16 protein-coding genes are annotated in these 18,412 nt (G+C 64.6%); 2 read left to right on the forward strand and 14 right to left on the reverse strand.

What is annotated here, in order from left to right; all coding sequences use genetic code 11:
- Window positions 1–72: 72 nt before the first annotated feature.
- Window positions 73–888, reverse strand: coding sequence for an anti-sigma factor family protein (locus AC1ECK_RS05145; protein ID WP_480316574.1), 816 nt, complete (start codon window positions 886–888; stop codon window positions 73–75).
- A complete protein-coding gene (locus AC1ECK_RS05150; RefSeq protein WP_480316576.1) occupies window positions 888–1,427 on the reverse strand; it encodes a sigma-70 family RNA polymerase sigma factor in 540 nt (179 codons plus the stop codon). Before AC1ECK_RS05150 ends, AC1ECK_RS05145 begins: the two co-directional genes overlap by 1 nt.
- Before the next feature lie 350 nt (window positions 1,428–1,777).
- Between AC1ECK_RS05150 and AC1ECK_RS05155 the strand changes: the two genes are divergently transcribed.
- The gene (locus AC1ECK_RS05155) at window positions 1,778–4,102 is read left to right on the forward strand and encodes a patatin-like phospholipase family protein (protein ID WP_480316578.1); all 2,325 of its coding nucleotides are present in this window, start codon (window positions 1,778–1,780) and stop codon (window positions 4,100–4,102) included.
- Here the strand turns inward: AC1ECK_RS05155 and AC1ECK_RS05160 are convergent.
- From AC1ECK_RS05160 to AC1ECK_RS05210, 11 genes are all read right to left on the reverse strand, one after another.
- A complete protein-coding gene (locus AC1ECK_RS05160; protein WP_480316580.1) occupies window positions 4,099–5,220 on the reverse strand; it encodes an ATP-binding protein in 1,122 nt (373 codons plus the stop codon). The genes AC1ECK_RS05155 and AC1ECK_RS05160 overlap by 4 nt on opposite strands.
- A 94-nt stretch (window positions 5,221–5,314) precedes the next feature.
- On the reverse strand, window positions 5,315–6,112 hold the full coding sequence (locus AC1ECK_RS05165) for an alpha/beta hydrolase (RefSeq protein ID WP_480316581.1): 798 nt from the start codon (window positions 6,110–6,112) through the stop codon (window positions 5,315–5,317).
- 226 nt (window positions 6,113–6,338) lie between these two features.
- Window positions 6,339–7,046: a response regulator gene (locus tag AC1ECK_RS05170; RefSeq protein WP_480316583.1), complete on the reverse strand. Its 708-nt coding sequence runs from the start codon at window positions 7,044–7,046 to the stop codon at window positions 6,339–6,341.
- Window positions 7,047–7,444: 398 nt separating this feature from the next.
- On the reverse strand, window positions 7,445–8,647 hold the full coding sequence (pcaF, locus tag AC1ECK_RS05175; RefSeq protein ID WP_480316585.1) for a 3-oxoadipyl-CoA thiolase: 1,203 nt from the start codon (window positions 8,645–8,647) through the stop codon (window positions 7,445–7,447).
- A 212-nt stretch (window positions 8,648–8,859) separates the two neighbouring features.
- Window positions 8,860–9,840: a D-erythronate dehydrogenase gene (denD, locus tag AC1ECK_RS05180; protein WP_480316587.1), complete on the reverse strand. Its 981-nt coding sequence runs from the start codon at window positions 9,838–9,840 to the stop codon at window positions 8,860–8,862.
- On the reverse strand, window positions 9,837–10,646 hold the full coding sequence (gene otnI, locus AC1ECK_RS05185; protein WP_480316589.1) for a 2-oxo-tetronate isomerase: 810 nt from the start codon (window positions 10,644–10,646) through the stop codon (window positions 9,837–9,839). The genes denD and otnI overlap by 4 nt, the downstream gene beginning before the upstream one ends.
- Before the next feature lie 70 nt (window positions 10,647–10,716).
- On the reverse strand, window positions 10,717–12,057 hold the full coding sequence (locus AC1ECK_RS05190) for an MFS transporter (protein WP_480316591.1): 1,341 nt from the start codon (window positions 12,055–12,057) through the stop codon (window positions 10,717–10,719).
- A gap of 137 nt (window positions 12,058–12,194) precedes the next feature.
- Complete coding sequence (otnC, locus tag AC1ECK_RS05195; RefSeq protein WP_480316593.1) at window positions 12,195–12,851, reverse strand: 3-oxo-tetronate 4-phosphate decarboxylase; 657 nt, start codon at window positions 12,849–12,851, stop codon at window positions 12,195–12,197.
- Complete coding sequence (gene otnK, locus AC1ECK_RS05200) at window positions 12,848–14,179, reverse strand: 3-oxo-tetronate kinase (RefSeq protein ID WP_480316595.1); 1,332 nt, start codon at window positions 14,177–14,179, stop codon at window positions 12,848–12,850. The genes otnC and otnK overlap by 4 nt, the downstream gene beginning before the upstream one ends.
- Before the next feature lie 13 nt (window positions 14,180–14,192).
- On the reverse strand, window positions 14,193–15,086 hold the full coding sequence (gene ltnD / locus AC1ECK_RS05205) for an L-threonate dehydrogenase (protein ID WP_480316597.1): 894 nt from the start codon (window positions 15,084–15,086) through the stop codon (window positions 14,193–14,195).
- An 89-nt stretch (window positions 15,087–15,175) separates the two neighbouring features.
- Window positions 15,176–15,880 carry a FadR/GntR family transcriptional regulator gene (locus tag AC1ECK_RS05210; RefSeq protein WP_480316599.1) on the reverse strand — a complete coding sequence of 235 codons (705 nt, stop codon included), beginning with the start codon at window positions 15,878–15,880 and terminating at the stop codon, window positions 15,176–15,178.
- Window positions 15,881–16,197: 317 nt separating this feature from the next.
- Here AC1ECK_RS05210 and AC1ECK_RS05215 point away from each other — a divergent pair, with 317 nt between their 5' ends.
- Window positions 16,198–17,031 carry an IclR family transcriptional regulator gene (locus tag AC1ECK_RS05215; protein WP_480316601.1) on the forward strand — a complete coding sequence of 278 codons (834 nt, stop codon included), beginning with the start codon at window positions 16,198–16,200 and terminating at the stop codon, window positions 17,029–17,031.
- Window positions 17,032–17,182: 151 nt separating this feature from the next.
- Here AC1ECK_RS05215 and AC1ECK_RS05220 read toward each other — a convergent pair whose 3' ends face one another.
- Window positions 17,183–18,385, reverse strand: coding sequence for a M20 aminoacylase family protein (locus AC1ECK_RS05220; protein ID WP_480316603.1), 1,203 nt, complete (start codon window positions 18,383–18,385; stop codon window positions 17,183–17,185).
- Window positions 18,386–18,412: the final 27 nt, after the last annotated feature.

Consider the following 18,412-nt stretch of genomic DNA (forward strand, 5'->3'; position numbering starts at 1 on the left):
TGACGCGTAAGCGGCAGGTCAGGGGGCACTCTGATCTATTTTGTCGAACCGCATCTGGCTGCGCCGCAACCGTCAGGAAGCGGGATGCGCGCGCAGATTCGTAATGAAACCATCGAGCTCGGCTCCACCTGCATCGGTGACGACCCAGTAATTCATTCCCGCGGCACTCCAGTGCGCAAGATGGTAGCCCTGCCGCTCGCTGATCTGCGGTGTGGCGCTCGCGTCATTGCCCGGCCAGACATACAGATTGATCGGGTGCAGCTTGTAGCGGTACACCATCACCGCGACCGCGCGTCCGTTCAGGTAGTCGAGCCTGCCACCCACCAGCGGATACCCTTGCTGCGCAAGGTCGACCACCGGCGGCGCGAAGTCGAGCTTGCCGTCGAACCACGGCTTGACCGTGTGGCGGTCCGTCGAAATCACGTCATACAAATGATCGAACTGCAACGATCGCACATGGCTGTCCACCAGTTCTTGCGTCAGGTGCGTATCCGCGGCGGGCATCGATAAGTAGAGCCCCGCGCTCCACGTCAACGCCACGAGGCTCAACACCATCGCGCCGGCCGGCGCCCAGCCGAGCCGTGCGGCGCCGCCGCCCGTCCCTGCGCCGCCGCCAAAAGCGCCGGTCCCGCCCAGCCATGCGGCGAAACGCTGCCACAGCGAAGGCCGCCCCGGCAGGGCAGCGCGAATGCGTTGCGCCAGTTCCGGTGGCGCTTGCCAATGCAAATCCGCCTGGCGCAGTTGCGTGCTGACCTGGCGCTGCTGCTCATAAGCCTGCTTGCACAGCGGGCAGCCGGCGAGGTGGCGCTCGAATTCGAGCGCCTCGGACAAACTCAATTCCTCGTCGATATAACCTGGCAGCAGTTCAAAAGCCTGTTCGTGCTCCATCACGCCTCCTGGTCCGTCGGTGCGAGCAGCGCCGCGAGTTGCTGGCGGCCGCGCCCGAGGCGAGACATCACCGTGCCCATGGGAATGCCCACGATCACAGCAATTTCCTTGTACGACAAATCTTCCAGCTCCCGCAGCACCACGACCTCCCTGTATTCCACACGCAAGCTCCGTAGCGCGTCGTGCACCCGCTTGCGACTCTGGCTGCGAATCAGGCACGCCTCAGGACTGTCGTCATGCTGCGCGCTATCGGTCTCGAGGCTATGCAGGTCCTCCTCGAACTCGGTGGTCTGCGCCGCATGACCCCGGTTCTGCTGATGCCACGTGTAGAAAGTGTTGCGCACGATGCTCAGAAGCCATGCGCGCGCGTCCTCGCCACGGAAGCTGCCAAAGAACCGGAACGCGCGCAGGTACGACTCCTGAACGACGTCCTGGGCGTCCTGGTCGTTATGCGTCAACCAGCGCGCAACATTGAAGGCCGAGTGCATGTGCGGCAATACCAGCGACTCGAAGCGCTTCGCGATGAGTGGATCGGTCATTGTGAAATCCCTGCGATAACCCCTCTACGTGACCGACACTGAGCAGACTGCCCCGATGTCGTTTTTATTCCCGCACTGGCCGCGCGCCCGTGCCCGGCCAACGGAAGGACGATTTCACGGGCATTGTAGCCGCGTTAAGGGCCGCAACGGGGACTGGCACAACGTCCCGTCATGGATCGTCACGCACGGCATACCGGCATCTGATGCCCACCGAATCGGGCCGGACAAAGTGGCCTCGCGCACCCTACATTTCCCTTTCTTGAGCGACCCCGCAGCAACCTCTGTAATTGGCCGTAAAACCATGTAACCTCTCGGTTTTTCCTCTAGTCGTGAAGCGGATGATCCGAGCGGTGGCGAGCCAAAAACAATCAGAGACGGCGGCATACACAAGGCCCAGCCATACGAAACACCGCTCGCATTGCACGACTGCGCTGCTGGTGCTCGGCCTCACGGCCTTGCTGCAATCCGCCCATGCAGCGGACACCGCCTGCACGGTGGCGGGCGGACCGGCCGGCCGGCCCTCTGTCGGACTCGTGCTGTCCGGCGGAGGCGCACGCGGCTACGCTCACCTGGGTGTGCTGAAGGTACTCGAAGAAAACCGCATCCCGGTCGACTGCATCGCCGCCACCAGCATGGGTTCGGTGGTGGGCGGCCTGTATGCGAGCGGCATGACTGCGCAGGAGATGGAAACACGCCTCGCCCAGATCAACCTGGCCGATATCGCCTTCGACGTCATCGAGCGCGCCGATCTGCCCCAGTCGCAACGCGAAGACGGGCAACTCTACGCGGGCAGCCTCTCGGCCGGCTTCGGCAGCAACGGCTTCCGCTTGCCGGCGGGGCTCGTGCAAGGCAATCGCCTGCAGGCCTTGCTGCAGGACTGGACCGCCGCTGTGCCGGGCGACACCTCGTTCAGCCAGTTGCCGATTCCGTTCCGGGCGATCGCCACGGATCTGCAAACCGGTCAGAAGGTGGTGCTCAATCACGGTTCGCTGCCGCAGGCCATTCGCGCCAGCATCGCGCTGCCGGGCCTGTTCGCTCCGACCGTGGTGGACGGCCGCACGCTGGTGGACGGCGGCCTCGTCAGCAATCTGCCGATCGAAACCGCTCACGACATGGGCGCGCAGGAAGTGATCGCGGTGGACATCGGCTCGCCGCTGCGGCCGCTCGACGCGCTCGCCTCCCCCGCCGACGTCATGCAGCAGATGATAGGCATCCTGATTCATCAGAACGTCGCGCGCCAGCGCGAACAGCTCGGCGCCGGCGACGTGCTGATCGAACCGGCGCTCGGGCCGTTGAGCTTCACCGACTTCGCCAACGCCCCACAGGCGATCGCCGCCGGAGAGGCCGCCGCCCGCGCCGCGCTGCCGAGGCTGCAGCACCTCGCGCTGACGCCGGAACAATACGCCGCCTGGCGCGCTGCGCACATGACGCCCGCGGCGAAGCCGGTACGGATCACCCGCATCGTGGTGAATTCGCACGGCGCCGTACCCGAGCGGCGCATTGTCGAGGCGCTGCACGTTCACCCCGGCGACCTCTACGATCCGAAGGCGCTCAACAAGAACCTGCTCGCACTCACGACGGCAGGCGACTTCGACAACGTGACACAGCGGCTGGTCAGCGACGGCGATCAGAACACCCTGATCGTCGATGCCCAGGACAGGTCGTGGGGGCCCAACTTCCTGCTGTTCGGGCTCGGCCTGTCGGCCAGCTCCTCGGACGAAGGCGGCTTCCGCCTGCACGTGGGCTACCGCCGGCCATGGTTGACGTCATCGGGGCTCGAAGGATTGATCGACGGCACGGTGGGCAGCGACATGCTCGCGCTGCACGCCGAACTGCGCCAGCCGCTCTCGTATTCGTTCGGCTATTACGTCGCGCCGTATGTGGAGTTCCAGCGCAGCTACGCGAACGTGTTCCAGGACGATCCGTATATCAAGCTCACGCAGTACCAGCAGCAGACGGAGCGCGCCGGCCTCGACTTCGGCCTGCCGCTCGCGAACCTGGGCGACTTCCGGGTGGGGGTGGCGTACGCGCATGGTTTCGCCTCGCCGCAATACAACGGGCAGTACTACGATCAGAACGGCAATCTCCAACTGGAGTATCCCGACATCTACGGTCGCGAGTTCACGGTGCGCGCGCGTCTCGTCATCGACCAGCTCGACGATCCGCTGTTCGCGCGCAAGGGCTATTACCTGGAGATGCGCGGGGAACGGTCACTGTTCGCGCAACCGCAGAACACCTTCACCGAGGTCTACGGCAAGGCGCTGGTGGCCGCCAGCTACGGCCGTCAAAGCATCAACGCCAGTATCGAGGCCGGCAAGGACTTCGGGAACACCAACCCGGTCAATCCGTTCGGCTTCATGCTCGGCGGGTTCCAGCATCTGTCCGCCTATGCTGCGGATCAACTGGCAGGCAACTCGATGCTCTTCGGCCAGGTCACCTACATGAATCAGCTCACGACGTTTACCGTCTCGCCCATCCACGCCCTGTTCGCCGGCCTGAGCCTCGAAGCCGGCAACGTGTGGGACGGCGAGATTCAATACGGCGGTGGGCCGATCAAACGCAGCATCACGTTCTTCACCAGCGCGACCAGTTCGTTCGGACCGATCTATCTGGGTGTGGCGTTCGCGCCTGGCGGGCGCAACAACTTCTACATCCAGCTCGGCCACACGTATTAAGCGGTGCCGGCGGGCCAACTGATTTCGAAGCGCGCCCCCGGCAAGGTCACGGAATCCGTGACCGCGATCCGGCCGTTGTGCGCACGCAGGACCTGCTGCGTAATCGCAAGGCCCAGGCCGTAGCCGCCGGTGTGCCGGTCGAGCCGTACGAATGCATCGAAAATGCGCGCGCGCTCGCTGTCCGGCACGCCCGCGCCGTCGTCTTCGACGAAGATCTCGACGTTGCCGTGCCGCACCGCAAGCCCGACCAGAATCCGCGAGCGCGCGTATTTGCTGGCGTTGCGCAGCAGGTTGCGCATCGCATACGACATCAGGCGCTTGTCCATCACGACGCGCAGCGCCGGGTCGATTTCGACCTGCGAGACGATTTCTTTCTCGGTATAAAGCAGCGCCGCGTCGTTGACCTGGCTGTCGAACCAAGTGGCGAGCACGGTGAGTTCAAGATTCGATTGCAGCGAGCTGTATTCGAGCCGCGCATAGGTGAGGCTCATGTCGATCAGCTCGTCCAGTTCCGTCACGTCCTGGTCGATGCTCGCGAGAGCACTGTCGTACTCGGCGGCCGAACCCGGCTCGCGCAACACCTCCAGCGCAAAACGTACGCGGGCGAGTGGCGTGCGCAGTTCGTGCGAGATCCCGCTGGTCAACTCGCGCTGCGCGGCGATCAGCCGTTCCATCCGCTCGGCCAGCGCATTGAGCGTGCGCGCGAGCGGCCCGATGATCGTGCTGTACGACTCGCGTGCGCGGGTGTTGAAGCGGCCGCCGGTGAAATCGATGGCGCGCTCGCGCACCATCACCAGATCGACCCAGACCGGCCGCATCCAGCGGTACGCCACCACGGCCGGCGCACCGAACACCACCAGCAGGGCCAGTACGATGCCGCCCGGCAACGCCGCGAAGCCGTGCCGGACCACGGCCACCGTCAGCCCGGACGATAAGACAAGCAACGGAGCCACGGCCACCACCAACGCCAGACCCAGCAGACGAAGATAGGCGCGCAGATAGAGCCTCGACCAGTTCGGCATGCGGTCGGCACGCGTATCCGTCCAGGAACGGCGGAAGTGCAGCCAGCGCCATTTGAGGTAGCGGAAAGCGGAAAGTTTGGGTGCGGCAGGATTCATGGTCACGAACGTCGGAGAAAAGGCGCGCGCCGTCCAGAGGAGGCCGTTCAGCCTTTTCGGCTTCGGGTTCGGGTTCGTTCAGCCCGCGCGGGGCTCACGTTAGCATACCGGGACGCTGCACGAACGCGAGCGTACGATCGGCAACGGTATCGCGCTCGTTGTCGAGCGTGATCATGTGATAGCTGTCGGTCAGGCGCACGAGCGTGACCTCGCGGCTGCCGAGATGTTCGCAGACGAATTCGGCCGAGCGGATGCTCGTGACTTCATCTTCTTCGGAGTGCATCACCAGCGTTTCGCAGGCCACCTGCGGCAGCGCGCGTTTGACCGCAAAGCGCATCCAGTCCACCTGGGCGATGGCGGCAAGCGGCACATACGGATAGTGAACCCCGCTGCCCTTTTGCAGCGCACGGCGAATCAGGTTGCGGATACGGTCGTTCTTGATGCCGAACGGCTCGCCCTCCGGCACCCGGATCAGGCGACGCAGGCCGGGCACGCAGTACAGCAGGTAGCGCAGCGGCTGCAGCCGCGAGCCGCCCCAGCCGTCGAGGAAGAGCGGCGGCGACAGCAGGATCAGGCGGCCGCGGGTCATGCGCTCACGGGCGCTCAACATCACCGCGAGCAAGGCGCCCATCGAAATGCCGGCGACATCGACGCGTTCGTAGCGGCCGATCAGATCGCGATACGTACGGCTCAATAGCTGCATGTAGTCGCGCAGGCTGACGCCGCTCAACTGGTCGGGACGCGAGCCGTGGCCCGGCAACGACGGCAGATACACATCGCAGCCGATCTGCTCGAATTTGCGGTCGAGCGAGCCGAAATCGTGACGCGTGCCGCCCAAGCCGTGAATCATCAAAACTGCATGTTTCGAGAGAGGTAAGGCGCGGGCGGGCATGACGCAGGCTTTGAAGTAAACAAGCTTGCGATACTAGCGACGCGACGCACGCGTGACTGTAGATTTGAGGCGAGTCTCTGTGGAGTTTTGTCGGCGCGGGCGCGCTCATATCAGGCTGCCGGCCGTGGTGGTGCAGTCCTGAAGCTGAGTTGGCTCTTCGTGCCTAAGTGGAAGTGAAGCTACAGTGGCGCCGCTTGCGTGAGTGGAAGATGCGCCGCTATGGCGGCTATTCCCACGCCACCTTGCTGAATTGATACCCCTTGCCGCGCACGGTCTTGATACGCTGTGGCGTGCCCGAATCGTCATGCAGCTTGCGGCGCAGCTTCGAAATACCGCCGTCGATAGTGCGGTCAAGTCCGTCGAACTCGATGCCGCGCAGTTGCCGCATCAGGTCGTCGCGGCTCACCACCTCGCCTGCGCAACTGACCAGCGCCCACAGCAGGTCGAATTCCGCAGAGGTCAGGTCCGGGCGGGTGCCGTCCGGCAGCGTCACGGTACGCGTCGCCCGGTTGATCTCGAACTTGCCGAAGGTAAAGCGCTCAGGCTGGCCGGAGACTTCCGCGCCCCGCCCCGCCACGCGGCGCAACTGCGCCTTGATGCGGGCAAGCAGGACGCGCGGTTCGACCGGCTTGTGGACGTAGTCGTCCGCGCCGAACTCGAGGCCCAGCACTTCGTCGAACTGTTCGTCGCGTGCGGTCACCATGATGATCACGCCGTCGAATTGCTCGCGCGCCTCGCGGCAGATCTGGAAACCGTCCTTGCCGGGCAGATTGACGTCGAGGATCACGAGGTCCGGCTGGCGTTTGAGGATAGCGGGCACCGCGTCGTTGCCGTTCAGCACCACGTCGACTTCGTAGTCGTGCTTGCGCAGATAGCCGGCGACCAGCGCAGACAGGCGGTTATCGTCTTCGACGAGCAGAATCCGGAAAGGCATGAGTAAATCGTCTGAAACTGACAGGGTTTCGGTACCGGCGGATAACCGCCGTCGCCGTGCAAAACCCGATGAGGTCGGCCAGCGCTGCGCCTCGGGCACGCAGAATCCCGGCAATCATACCGCGAGGTCCGCCTTCCCAGGTCGCCGGCGGGGAAGTCCATCCCGCCGCGGAGCGGGCACGCAGCATAACCGACAGGTTTGGCACGGCCGCGGTTAGACGACAAAACTCGACAATTCTCCAGCCAATTCGACGCGCACGCCTGTAGCAATGCGGTCCCTGAATGACAAACACCCCCGCAAGCGGGGGTGTTTGTCTATTTCCAGCCTTGCAACCCATTGCTAGTTCCCGGCACAGCGGGAAGCTACTGGGTTGCGCTTCCTTCTTCTAGCGTGAAAGCTCAAACGCGCTCAATCGCAATCGCAATGCCCTGGCCAACGCCGATACACATCGTGCACAGCGCAAAGCGCCCTTGCGTGCGCTGCAACTGATACATCGCGGTCGTCACCAGCCGCGCACCGCTCATGCCGAGCGGATGGCCAAGCGCAATCGCGCCGCCGTTCGGATTCACACGGGCATCGTCGTCCGCCACGCCGAGCGCGCGCAGCACCGCCAGGCCTTGCGAGGCAAACGCCTCATTCAGCTCGATCACGTCGAATTGATCCAGCTTCATATTCAGCCGCGCCAGCAGCTTTTGCGTGGCGGGCGCCGGGCCGATGCCCATCACGCGCGGTGCGACGCCGGCCGTGGCGATGCCGAGTACGCGCGCCCGCGGCGTCAGGCCGAAGCGCTGGGCGGTCACTTCATTCGCCAGCAGCAAGGCGGCGGCGCCGTCGTTGACACCCGAGGCATTGCCAGCAGTCACCGTGCCGTCCGGGCGCACCACCCCTTTCAGTTTGGCGAGCGTCTCAAGGCTGGTCTCGCGGGGATGTTCGTCTTGCGACACCACGAGCGGATCGCCCTTCTTCTGCGCGATCGTCACCGCGACGATTTCCTGCGCCAGCGTGCCGTCGCGCTGCGCACGTGCGGCCTTCTGCTGGCTGCGTAGCGCAAACGCGTCCTGATCGGCGCGACTCACGTGGTAGTCGGTCGCGACGTTCTCGCCGGTTTCCGGCATCGAATCGACGCCGTACAGTTGCTTCATCAGCGGATTGACGAAACGCCAGCCGATCGTCGTATCGAAGATGTCCGCCTGGCGCGAAAACGCGCTAGTCGCCTTGCCCATGACGAAGGGGGCGCGGCTCATGCTTTCGACACCGCCCGCCACCATCAGCGCGGCTTCGCCCGATTTGATCGCGCGTGCTGCAATGCCCACCGCGTCCATGCCCGAGCCGCACAACCGATTGACCGTGGAACCCGGCACGCCCTGCGGCAGACCCGCGAGCAGCAGCGACATGCGCGCGACGTTGCGATTGTCTTCGCCAGCCTGGTTGGCGCAGCCGTAGATCACGTCGTCGACCGCGCTCCAGTCGACCTCCTTGTTGCGCTCCATCAGCGCCTTGAGCGGCACTGCGCCAAGGTCGTCGGCGCGCACCGACGACAAGGAACCCGCATAGCGGCCGATCGGCGTGCGAATCGCGTCGCACAGGAAAGCTTCAGTCATGAGTGTCTCCAGTTGGATGCAGCCTCGGCCATATCACGAGGATGTCAAATGTTCTATATACGAACAAGAGATCGTGTATCGAACAATCAGCCATGATGATAGGCGTGCCCAGGAAACCATGTCAAGCGCGGTTGATGGTGACCGATCATGATTGAAGGCGGCGAGAGAAACCGCGAAAAGCGGCGAAGAGCATCGCCGCGTAGCCCTCGTCGTTAGCGCAGCGAAAGATGCTCGTCCTCGATGTAGCTGCGGATCACGTCCGCAAAGCTCGCCTCGCCCGGCAGGCCGAGTCGTTCGGCGCGGCCGGTATCCCAGCGGCCCGGCCAACTGCCGACGATCTTTTCGATGCGCGGATCGGCCTGCCAGTCGATGCGCTCGACCACCTCGTCGCCGGCGACTTCCCGCAGCGCCGCGACCATTTCGTCGACGCTCACCGAAATGCCCGGCAGGTTCAGCACGCGCTGGTTGCCAAGCGCGGCGGCGTCGAGTTCGAGTCCTGCGATCAGACAGGCAATCGCCTTGCGCGGCGACAGCAGCCACAGCCGCGTGCTGCCCGCCACCGGGCAAATCGCGGTCTCGCCGTGCAGCGGTTCGCGGATGATCCCGCTCGCGAACGACGAAGCCGCCGCATTCGGCTTACCGGGACGCACGCTGATGGTGGGCAGCCGCAACACCCGCCCGTCGACGAAACCACGCCGCGTATAGTCGTTCAGCAGCAGTTCGGCGATCGCCTTCTGCGTTCCATATGAAGATTGCGGATTAAGCGCCGTGTCGTCGCGCACCACGTCGGGCATGTCGCCGCCATACACCGCGACCGAACTGGTAAAGACCACGCGGGGCCGGTGGCCGCGCATCCTGCAGGTTTCGAGCAGCAGGCGCGAGGCATCGAGATTGATGCGCATGCCAAGATCGAAATCCGCTTCCGCCTGGCCGCTGACAATCGCGGCCAGATGGAAAATGGCCGAAGTCCCGGCGTCGATCACGCCCTCGAGCACGCTGCGCTCGCCGATATCGCCCACCTCGACGCGCACCCGGCTATCGCTGAAACCGCTCGCGGCGACGACGTCGAGCAGCACGAGTTCAGTCAACGGCTGCGGCTCGCCATCCGCTCCCTTGAGCGTGCCGCGCGCCAACAGTTCGCGCGCGAGACGCTGGCCGAGAAACCCTGCACCGCCGGTGATGAGTACTTTCATTTTGCCGGTTGTCCTTGATCGGTCTGCTTCTCAAGATACGGCTTGAGCCAGCCCAAGCCCGCCGAGGTGCCCGCCCGCGGCCGGTATTCGCAACCAATCCAGCCGTCGTAGCCGAGCTGGTCGATCAGATCGAACAGATACGGGTAGTTCAGTTCGCCGATATCCGGCTCGTGCCGTTCAGGCACCCCGGCAATCTGGATATGGCCGATGCCCGCCATATCGCGCTTGAGCTTCACGGCGAGGTCGCCCTCGACGATCTGGCAGTGATAGCAGTCGAATTGCACCTTCAGGTTCGGTGCGCCCACTTGCGCGCATATCGCCTGGGCATCGTCCTGGCGGTTGAGGAAAAAGCCGGGGATGTCGCGCGTATTGATCGGCTCGATGACCACCGTGATTCCATCCGCGTGGGCGGTGCGGGCCGCGTAAGCGAGGTTTTGCAGATACACCTCGCGATGCCGCTCGCGCGACTGCCCCGCCGCGATCAGGCCCGCCATCACGTGCAGCTTGCGGTTGCCGAGCTGGCGCGCGTAATCGAGCGCGATATCGATGCTGCGGCGAAACTCGTCTTCGCGGCCTGGCAGCGAGGCGATGCCGCGCTCGCCCGCCGCCCAGTCGCCCGGCGGCGCATTGAAGAGCGCCTGGATCAGGCCATGATCGGCGAGGCGGGTCTTGAGCGCCGTGGCCGGAAAATCGTAGGGAAACAGAAACTCCACGGCCTTGAAGCCGTCTTGCGCCGCAGCGGCAAAACGGTCCAGAAAGCCGTGCTCGTTGTACATCATCGTCAGATTGGCAGCGAAGCGAGGCATTGCAGCAACTCCTTTTACTATTGAACTGCCGGGCGCCCCGCGTCCGGCAGACAGGCAAATGCGAACGTCTCTATCGGTTGACGAGTTTCGCCGGGGTGAACCAGACCGCCAGCGCGCCGATCAACAGCATGCCGGCCAGCACGTACATACCGGACTGGGTGCTGTGCGTCAGATCCTTCAAATAACCGATCATGTACGGGCTCGCGAAACCGGCCAGATTGCCGATCGAATTGATGATGGCGATACCGGCGGCCGCTGTGGCGCCCGACATGAAAGCCGTAGGCAACGACCAGAACAACGGTGCGCAGGTCAGCACGCCCGCCGCCGCGAGCGACAGGAACGCGATGGACACCACCGTATTGTGCGCAAACGAAGCCGCAACGGTAAAACCAATCGCCCCGCACAGCGCCGGCCCGATCAGATGCCAGCGACGCTCGCGCCGCCGGTCCGAACTATGGCCCATGACGTTCATCACGACAATCGCGCACAGGAAAGGAATCGCGCTCAGCAGCCCGATTTCGAACGACCCGGTCACGCCGGTCGATTTGACAAGCGTAGGCATCCAGAACGTCAGGCCATACTGCCCGGTGACGAAGGCAAAGTAGATCAGCGACATCCACCACGTGCGCGGATCGCGGAATACCGCGCCAACGGAATGCGTCCGGGTTCTCTCTTGCTGCTGAGCGGCGATGTCGTCGCTCAGCAAGCGCTTCTCGCGCTCGCTTAGCCATTTGGCGTTGGCAATGCCGTTGTCGAGGTACAGGATCGTCGCAATGCCGATCGCGATAGCGGGGATCGCTTCGATCAGGAACATCCATTGCCAGCCGGCAAAGCCCTGATTGCCATGAAACGATTGCATGATCCAGCCGGACAGCGGGTTGCCGAAAATGCCCGAGACGGGAATCGCCGACATGAACACCGCGATGATCTTCGCGCGGCGATGCGACGGAAACCAGTAGGTCAGGTACAGGATCACCCCGGGATAAAAACCGGCTTCGGCCAGCCCGAGCAGGAAACGCAGGATATAGAACTGCGCAGGCGTCCTCACAAACACGAACACTGCCGAAAGCAGGCCCCACGTGATCATGATCCGCGCTATCCAGATGCGCGCGCCGAGCTTGTGCATCAGGATGTTGCTCGGCAGTTCGAACAGGAAGTAACCGATAAAGAACACGCCCGCGCCGAGGCCGAACACCGTTTCGCTGAACGCGAGATCCGTCGACATCTGCAGTTTCGCGAAGCCGACGTTGACCCGGTCGAGATACGCGACCACATAGCACAGCATCAGGAACGGCACGATACGCCAGAACACCTTCCTGTACGTGCGTTCGACTTCAGCCGTGCCGGGTTGTCCGGTGGCCTGTGCAGCGAGGCCGTCGGGTCGGATGGAAGCCGCCTGGTAAGAACTCATGCATTGTCTCCTTTGATGGAACGCCTGCGACGGTATGCCTGCGGCAGCCATCGGGCTTTATGGGTATCAGTCTCAGTCGCGTCGCAAGATCGGGCTGCGGGCCGCGTCACGTCTCGCCACGTCTCAGTTAGCCGGCGCTACCAGCACGCGCCGAATACGCTGCGCAATTCTTCAAGCGCCGCAGCATCGAGCGGCGCCGGCCGCGGATTCGTCATCAGCCACAGGCGCGCCGTCTCCTCGAGCTCTTCCAGTGCGTACGACGCCTGCGCCACCGAGCGCTCCCAGACCACCGGCCCGAGCCGCTCCAGCAGCACGCCGCGCACGGTGTCGGCGAGCGCGGCAATCTGCTCGGCCACCTGCGGATCGCCCGGGCGCCGGTAGCGGATCAGCGGAACATGGCCGACTTTCATCACGTAATACGGGGTGATCGGCGGCAGCACGTCGGCTTCGCTCCACACGCCCGCCAGCGTCAAGGCAACCAGGTGCGTCGCATGGGTATGCACGACACCACGGACTTGCGCATTGCGCGCGTAGATGCCGCGATGCAGCGCCAGTGTCTTCGACGGCTTGCCGCCGGACACCGGATTGCCCGCGAGGTCGACTTTGGCAATTTCGGCAGGATCGAGCCAGCCGAGGCAGGCATCGGTCGGCGTAATCAGCCAGCCGTCGTCGAGACGGGCGCTGATATTGCCGGCGGTGCCCACGGTATAGCCGCGCTGATACAAGCTCGCGCCCGTGGCGCAGATTTCCTCGCGAATCCTTGCCTCTTCACCGCTGTGGATTCCTAATGTCATGACGCCGCTCCGTCGAGATGACGCAATGCCTTGGCAAAGAAATCGGTCGTACCAAAGTTGCCGGACTTGAGCGCGAGCGCAAGCGGCGTATCGCCGGTGGTCGCGGTGGCCGGCACGCCCGGATCGATCTGCGCGCCGATGCGCAGCGTGTGCACATCGAGCGCCTGAACGACGGCCCCCGAAGTCTCGCCACCGGCGACCACGAACTTGCGTACGCCCAGTTCGCGCATGCCGCGCGCGATCGAGGCCAACGCGCCTTCGACCAGGTGCCCTGCCTGTTCGACGCCGAGCTCGCGCTGAACGGCCTTCACTTCGTCAGGCGTCGCAGTGGCATAGATCAGCACCGGCTGGTCGGCGCCGAAGTGCTCACGCGCAAACGCGAGCGCCTGTTCGACCACCGGCTCACCGCGCGCAACCGCCAGAGGGTCGAGCCGAAACGCAGGCCGGCTTACGCGCCAGGCTGCGACCTGCGCATTGGTCGCTTTCGAGGCGCTGCCCGCCAGCACGACCGAGCGGCCTTCGATGCGCGGCAACTGCCCCGCATCCGCCGTCCCGACCAGCAACCCGGCACGGCGAAAATTCGCCGGCAAGCCGAGCGCGACGCCGGAACCTCCCGTGATCAGCCTGAGATCCGCACAGGCCTCGCCGAGCGTATGCAGATCGGCGTCGGAAAGCGCGTCCGCGATCGCCATGCGCACGCCGTCGCGCCGCAACGCGTCAAACGACTCGCGCACCGCCTCCACACCCTGCGCGACGCGGTCATAACGCACGAGCCCGACCTTCGACGCCGTCTGCCGCTGCAAGACGCGCACGAGATTCGCGTCGGTCATCGGCGTGAGCGGATGGTTCTCCATGCCCGATTCGTTGAGCAACACGTCGCCGACGAAGAGATGGCCGCGGTAGATCGTGCGGCCGTTCTCCGGAAACGCCGGGCAAGCGATCGTGAAAGCTTCAGCGCTGCCATGCGTCTGCCCGCCCGAGCCTGGGCCGGACAGCGCATCGAGCAACGCATCCGCAACCGGGCCGATATTGCCCGCATCCGTCGAATCGAAGGTCGAGCAGTACTTGAAGAAGAATTGACGGCAACCTTGCGCGCGCAACCAGTCGAGCGCGGCAAGCGACTGCGCCACCGCGTCGGCGGCCGGGATGGTGCGCGATTTCAGCGCCACCACCAGCGCGTCGGCCGCCACTGGTTCGTCCGAGCGCGGCACGCCGATGGTCTGAACCGTGCGCATGCCGCCGCGCACCAGCATGTTGGCCAGATCCGTGGCGCCCGTGAAATCGTCGGCGATGCAGCCCAGCAGCGGCCGCGGAGATGAAGAGGTCATGGCGGCGCCCCTGCTATGACTTCGCTGCCGGCACGTCGATGCCGGGGAAAATCTTGATCACCGCCGAGTCGTCCTCGCCGCCGTGCCCTGCCGACGACGCCATCATGAACATCTGATGCGCCGCTGCCGAAAGCGGCAACGGGAATTTCGAACGACGCGCGGTATCGAGCACGAGACCAAGATCCTTGACAAAAATATCGACCGCCGACAGCGGCGTGTAGTCGCCCTTGAGGATGTGCGGCACGCGGTTCTCGAACATCCACGAGTTGCCGGCGCTATGCGTGATCACGTCGTACAGCGACTCGGCGTCGACGCCCTCGCGCAAGCCGAGCGCCATCGCTTCCGCGGCGGCGGCAATATGCACGCCGGCGAGCAACTGGTTGATGATCTTCACTTTCGAGCCGACACCATGCGCCGCGCCCAGCCGGTAAACCTTGCCGGCCATTGCGGCCAGCACGTCCTCGCAGGCGGCGTAGGCCGCGGCAGGACCCGAGGTCATCATCGTCATCTCGCCGGATGCGGCGCGCGCCGCGCCGCCCGAGACAGGCGCGTCGAGCATCTGCAGACCGGCGGCCTCGATGCGCCGGCCGAGGTCGATGGCGAAGTCAGGGGCGACAGTCGCGCTCGCAATCACCACCGCACCCGGCTTCATGCGAGCCACCGCACCCTGCGCACCGAACAGCACCGCGTCGGTCTGCGCCGCATTGACGACCAGCGTGATAACCACCTCACACTGTGCCCCCAACTCAGCGGGACTGGCACAGGCAATGCCGCCGTCCGCCGCGAAACGCTCCAGCACGGCGCTGCGCAGATCACACGCGTGCACCCTGAAACCTGCCCGCAGCAACGAGTGGGCAACACCCAGCCCCATTGCTCCCAAGCCAATGACTCCAACATTTCTGGACATGCTCTACTCCGGGTGAGATTCGTATCGTTCGAGGCGGCTACGCTGCCGGCAAGCCAGCGCGCTCACCTCCGACGGACAACGGTCAAGGCTCAACAAATGCCGGCTTCAGCTAAACGGCGGGCGGCGTTGTACATGTGCGTGCGAGCGGCGTTGCGCGCCGCCATCGGATCGCCCGCGCGAATCGCCGCGACAATCGCCGCATGCTCGTCGCGCACCTGGCGCGAAAAATCTTCGCGCAGTGCCTCGTTGCGGCGCGTGACGACGGTGCCGGCTTCCAGGTACTGATTCAGGAACGCGAGTGTCTTGAGGAAATACGGATTGCCCGTGACCACGGCGATGGCGCGATGAAAGGCGACGTCCTCGGCGACGCCGTCGTGCCCCTCGGCGACCGCCTCGTCGATCTTCGCCAAGGCGGCGTCGATCGACATCATGTCGGCGTCGCTGCGCCGCATCGCGGCCTCGGAGGCCACCTCGGCCTCGATCGCCCGGCGCAGCGCGAGGATCTGCAACACCGAGCCGGCTCCAACCGCCTCTGCGTAGTCGATGCGCAGCGGCCGGATCGCGCCGTGCGCCGCGATGAACACCCCGCTGCCCTGACGCGGCTCCACCACGCCCTCGTTCTTCAGGCGCGAAATCGCTTCGCGAATCACCGTGCGGCTGACGCCGAACTGCTCGGCCAGCACCGCTTCCGTCGGCAGCTTGCCGCCGCGCGCAAAGGTGCCTTTATCGATCTGCTTGAGCAATTGCTGCGCAACCGTGTCGCTCAGTGCGCGGGCGGGAATCTTCTCGAACATGCGACTCTCAACTGGTCATGTGATCGGGTCATCATACAAATTTCGGATAGAATTTGCATCCACGAAAACCCTGGCCGCGCCGCCGGTACGCGCCGGGCGATCAACCAAGGGCGGATCGCCCTTGTGCACGCCGCGTTGGCCAAGGCGTCACGCGGATACAAAATCAGCGAGGTTGGCGAAATCCAAGGCATAAGCTATCTTCACGGCTTTCTGCGCACCCGCGCGCAGGCCGGGGGCACCTTCGTCCCGCGCGGCTTCCCGCCGCGGCGGAGCAAGTGGTCGATACGCCCGGTTACTCCATGCATTCCCTGAGGTCTATGAGCAAAGCCCCGCAAGCGTCTCCTGCCGATCCCGCCAACGCGCCCGATGCCACGGACGCCCCGGACAAGCCGGGCGACTCGTACGTGCAGTCGTTCGCGCGCGGTCTGGCGGTGATCCGGGCGTTCAACGCGGAACGCCCCGAGCAGACGCTCACCGACGTCGCCGCCGCCACCGGCCTGACACGGGCCGGAGCGCGGCGCATTCTGCTGACCTTGCAGACGCTCGGCTATGTTGAAGCGGAAGGACGCCTGTTCCGGCTGACGCCGAAGATTCTCGATCTCGGCTTCGCCTATCTGACCTCGATGCCTTTCTGGAATCTGGCCGAACCGGTGATGGAAGAACTCTCGGCGCAGGTCCACGAAAGCTGTTCGGCGGCCGTGCTCGATCGCACCGAAATCGTCTATGTGCTGCGCGTGCCGACCCACAAGATCATGACGATCAACCTGTCGATCGGCAGCCGCCTGCCGGCGTATTGCACATCGATGGGTCGCGTGCTGCTGGCCGCGCTCGACGACGCAACGCTCGACGCCACGCTAAGCTCGACGCCGCTGTACGCTCATACGCCGCGTACGGTCACCGACAAGGAAGAACTGAAAAAGATCATCGCCCAGGTGCGCCGCCAGGGGTGGGCGATTGTCGATCAGGAACTGGAAGGCGGCCTGATTTCGCTGTCCGCGCCGATCCGCAACCGGCAAGGGCGCGTGATCGCGGCAATGAACATCAGCGGCAATGCCCAGCGCAATTCGGCCAAGCAGATGGTGAAGGCGTTTCTGGAACCGCTGCAGCAGGCCGCGCAGAACGTATCGGATCTGGTGGCGCGGCGCGGTTAGGCGGCCCGCCCGGATTCCACTGCATGCGTGACGCCGCTCATTGCGGGCCTGCGTGGTAATCGTCGTTGCTTCGTTACGGTAAAAGGAAGGCGCATGGCGCCCGCCCGCTTCCCTGTGCCGGCCTCACCCGTTGCACCACCCACCGCGGCATTCATTGCCCAAGATAGCGCTCGACGAGCCGCGTCCAGTACGCCGCGCCGACCGTCAGGTTACGGTCGTTGAAATCGTAGTGCGGGTTGTGCACCATGCAGCCGTCCTCGCCCACACCGTTGCCGAGGCGCAGGAAGGTGCCCGGCCGATGTTGCAGCATGAACGCGAAGTCTTCGCTGCCCATCAGGATGTCGGCCTGCGCGACCACTTTGTCATCGCCCACCAGCTCACGGGCAACTTCAATGGCGAAATCGGTCTCCGCCTCCGAGTTGACGACCACCGGGTAACCTTCGATGTACTCGACCACCGCCTTGCCGCCATAGCTTTGCGCCTGGCTCTCGGCCAGTTCAATGATGCGCTTTTTCAGCAGCGCGCGGACTTCCGGGCTGAACGAACGCACGCTCAATTCGAGCCTGGCGGTACTCGAAATCACGTTGTTGGCGGTGCCCGCGTGCATCGAACCGACCGTCACGACCGCCGGTTGCGACGGATCGACGTTGCGCGCCACGATGGTTTGCAAGGCCATCACGATGCTTGCCGCCACCACCACCGGGTCCACCGTCAGGTGCGGACGCGCCGCATGACCGCCGACGCCTTCGATCGTGATAATGGCCTTGTCGCCCGCCGACATGAACGGCCCCTTGCGGAACAGGAACACGCCCGGTTCCGCGCCCGGATGGTTGTGCACGCCGAACACGGCATCGCACGGAAAACGCTCGAACAGGCCGTCTTCGATCATTTTCTTCGCGCCGCTGTCGATCCCGCTTTCTTCAGCCGGCTGGAAGTACAGGTGAACGGTGCCCGAGAAGCGGCGCGTCTTCGCCAGGTGCTCCGCGGCGCCGAGCAGCATGGTGGTGTGACCGTCGTGGCCGCACGCATGCATCTTGCCGTGCGTGCCGCTCGCGTACGGCAAGCCGGTTTCTTCGATGATCGGCAGCGCGTCCATGTCGGCGCGAATCCCGATGCTGCGCACGCCGCCGTCCACCTTGAGCGTGCCGACCACGCCGGTGCGCCCGACTCCGCGCGTTACCTGCCAGCCCCATTGTTCGAGCTTCCCGGCAACCAGCGCCGCGGTCGCGACCTCTTCGTAAGCCAGCTCCGGATGATGGTGAATGTGATGACGGATTTCGCGCAAGCGCTCGGCTGCGGGCGCCAGATCTTCGACTCCGGTGAACGGGCCGGTGGGTTGGGATGCTTCGCTCATGATGGACTCCGAATGATGTGGCGCCGC

The sequence above is a fragment of the Paraburkholderia sp. SSBN10T genome (assembly GCF_056619545.1).

Excerpts from the sequence above, each read along its gene's own strand:
- AC1ECK_RS05145 (WP_480316574.1), bottom strand. The coding sequence starts at position 888 with ATGGAGCACGAACAGGCTTTTGAACTGCTGCCAGGTTATATCGACGAG.
- AC1ECK_RS05150 (WP_480316576.1), bottom strand. The coding sequence starts at position 1,427 with ATGACCGATCCACTCATCGCGAAGCGCTTCGAGTCGCTGGTATTGCCG.
- AC1ECK_RS05160 (WP_480316580.1), bottom strand. The coding sequence starts at position 5,220 with ATGAATCCTGCCGCACCCAAACTTTCCGCTTTCCGCTACCTCAAATGG.
- AC1ECK_RS05165 (WP_480316581.1), bottom strand. The coding sequence starts at position 6,112 with ATGCCCGCCCGCGCCTTACCTCTCTCGAAACATGCAGTTTTGATGATT.
- AC1ECK_RS05170 (WP_480316583.1), bottom strand. The coding sequence starts at position 7,046 with ATGCCTTTCCGGATTCTGCTCGTCGAAGACGATAACCGCCTGTCTGCG.
- pcaF (WP_480316585.1), bottom strand. The coding sequence starts at position 8,647 with ATGACTGAAGCTTTCCTGTGCGACGCGATTCGCACGCCGATCGGCCGC.
- denD (WP_480316587.1), bottom strand. The coding sequence starts at position 9,840 with ATGAAAGTACTCATCACCGGCGGTGCAGGGTTTCTCGGCCAGCGTCTC.
- otnI (WP_480316589.1), bottom strand. The coding sequence starts at position 10,646 with ATGCCTCGCTTCGCTGCCAATCTGACGATGATGTACAACGAGCACGGC.
- AC1ECK_RS05190 (WP_480316591.1), bottom strand. The coding sequence starts at position 12,057 with ATGAGTTCTTACCAGGCGGCTTCCATCCGACCCGACGGCCTCGCTGCA.
- otnC (WP_480316593.1), bottom strand. The coding sequence starts at position 12,851 with ATGACATTAGGAATCCACAGCGGTGAAGAGGCAAGGATTCGCGAGGAA.
- otnK (WP_480316595.1), bottom strand. The coding sequence starts at position 14,179 with ATGACCTCTTCATCTCCGCGGCCGCTGCTGGGCTGCATCGCCGACGAT.
- ltnD (WP_480316597.1), bottom strand. The coding sequence starts at position 15,086 with ATGTCCAGAAATGTTGGAGTCATTGGCTTGGGAGCAATGGGGCTGGGT.
- AC1ECK_RS05210 (WP_480316599.1), bottom strand. The coding sequence starts at position 15,880 with ATGTTCGAGAAGATTCCCGCCCGCGCACTGAGCGACACGGTTGCGCAG.
- AC1ECK_RS05215 (WP_480316601.1), top strand. The coding sequence starts at position 16,198 with ATGAGCAAAGCCCCGCAAGCGTCTCCTGCCGATCCCGCCAACGCGCCC.
- AC1ECK_RS05220 (WP_480316603.1), bottom strand. The coding sequence starts at position 18,385 with ATGAGCGAAGCATCCCAACCCACCGGCCCGTTCACCGGAGTCGAAGAT.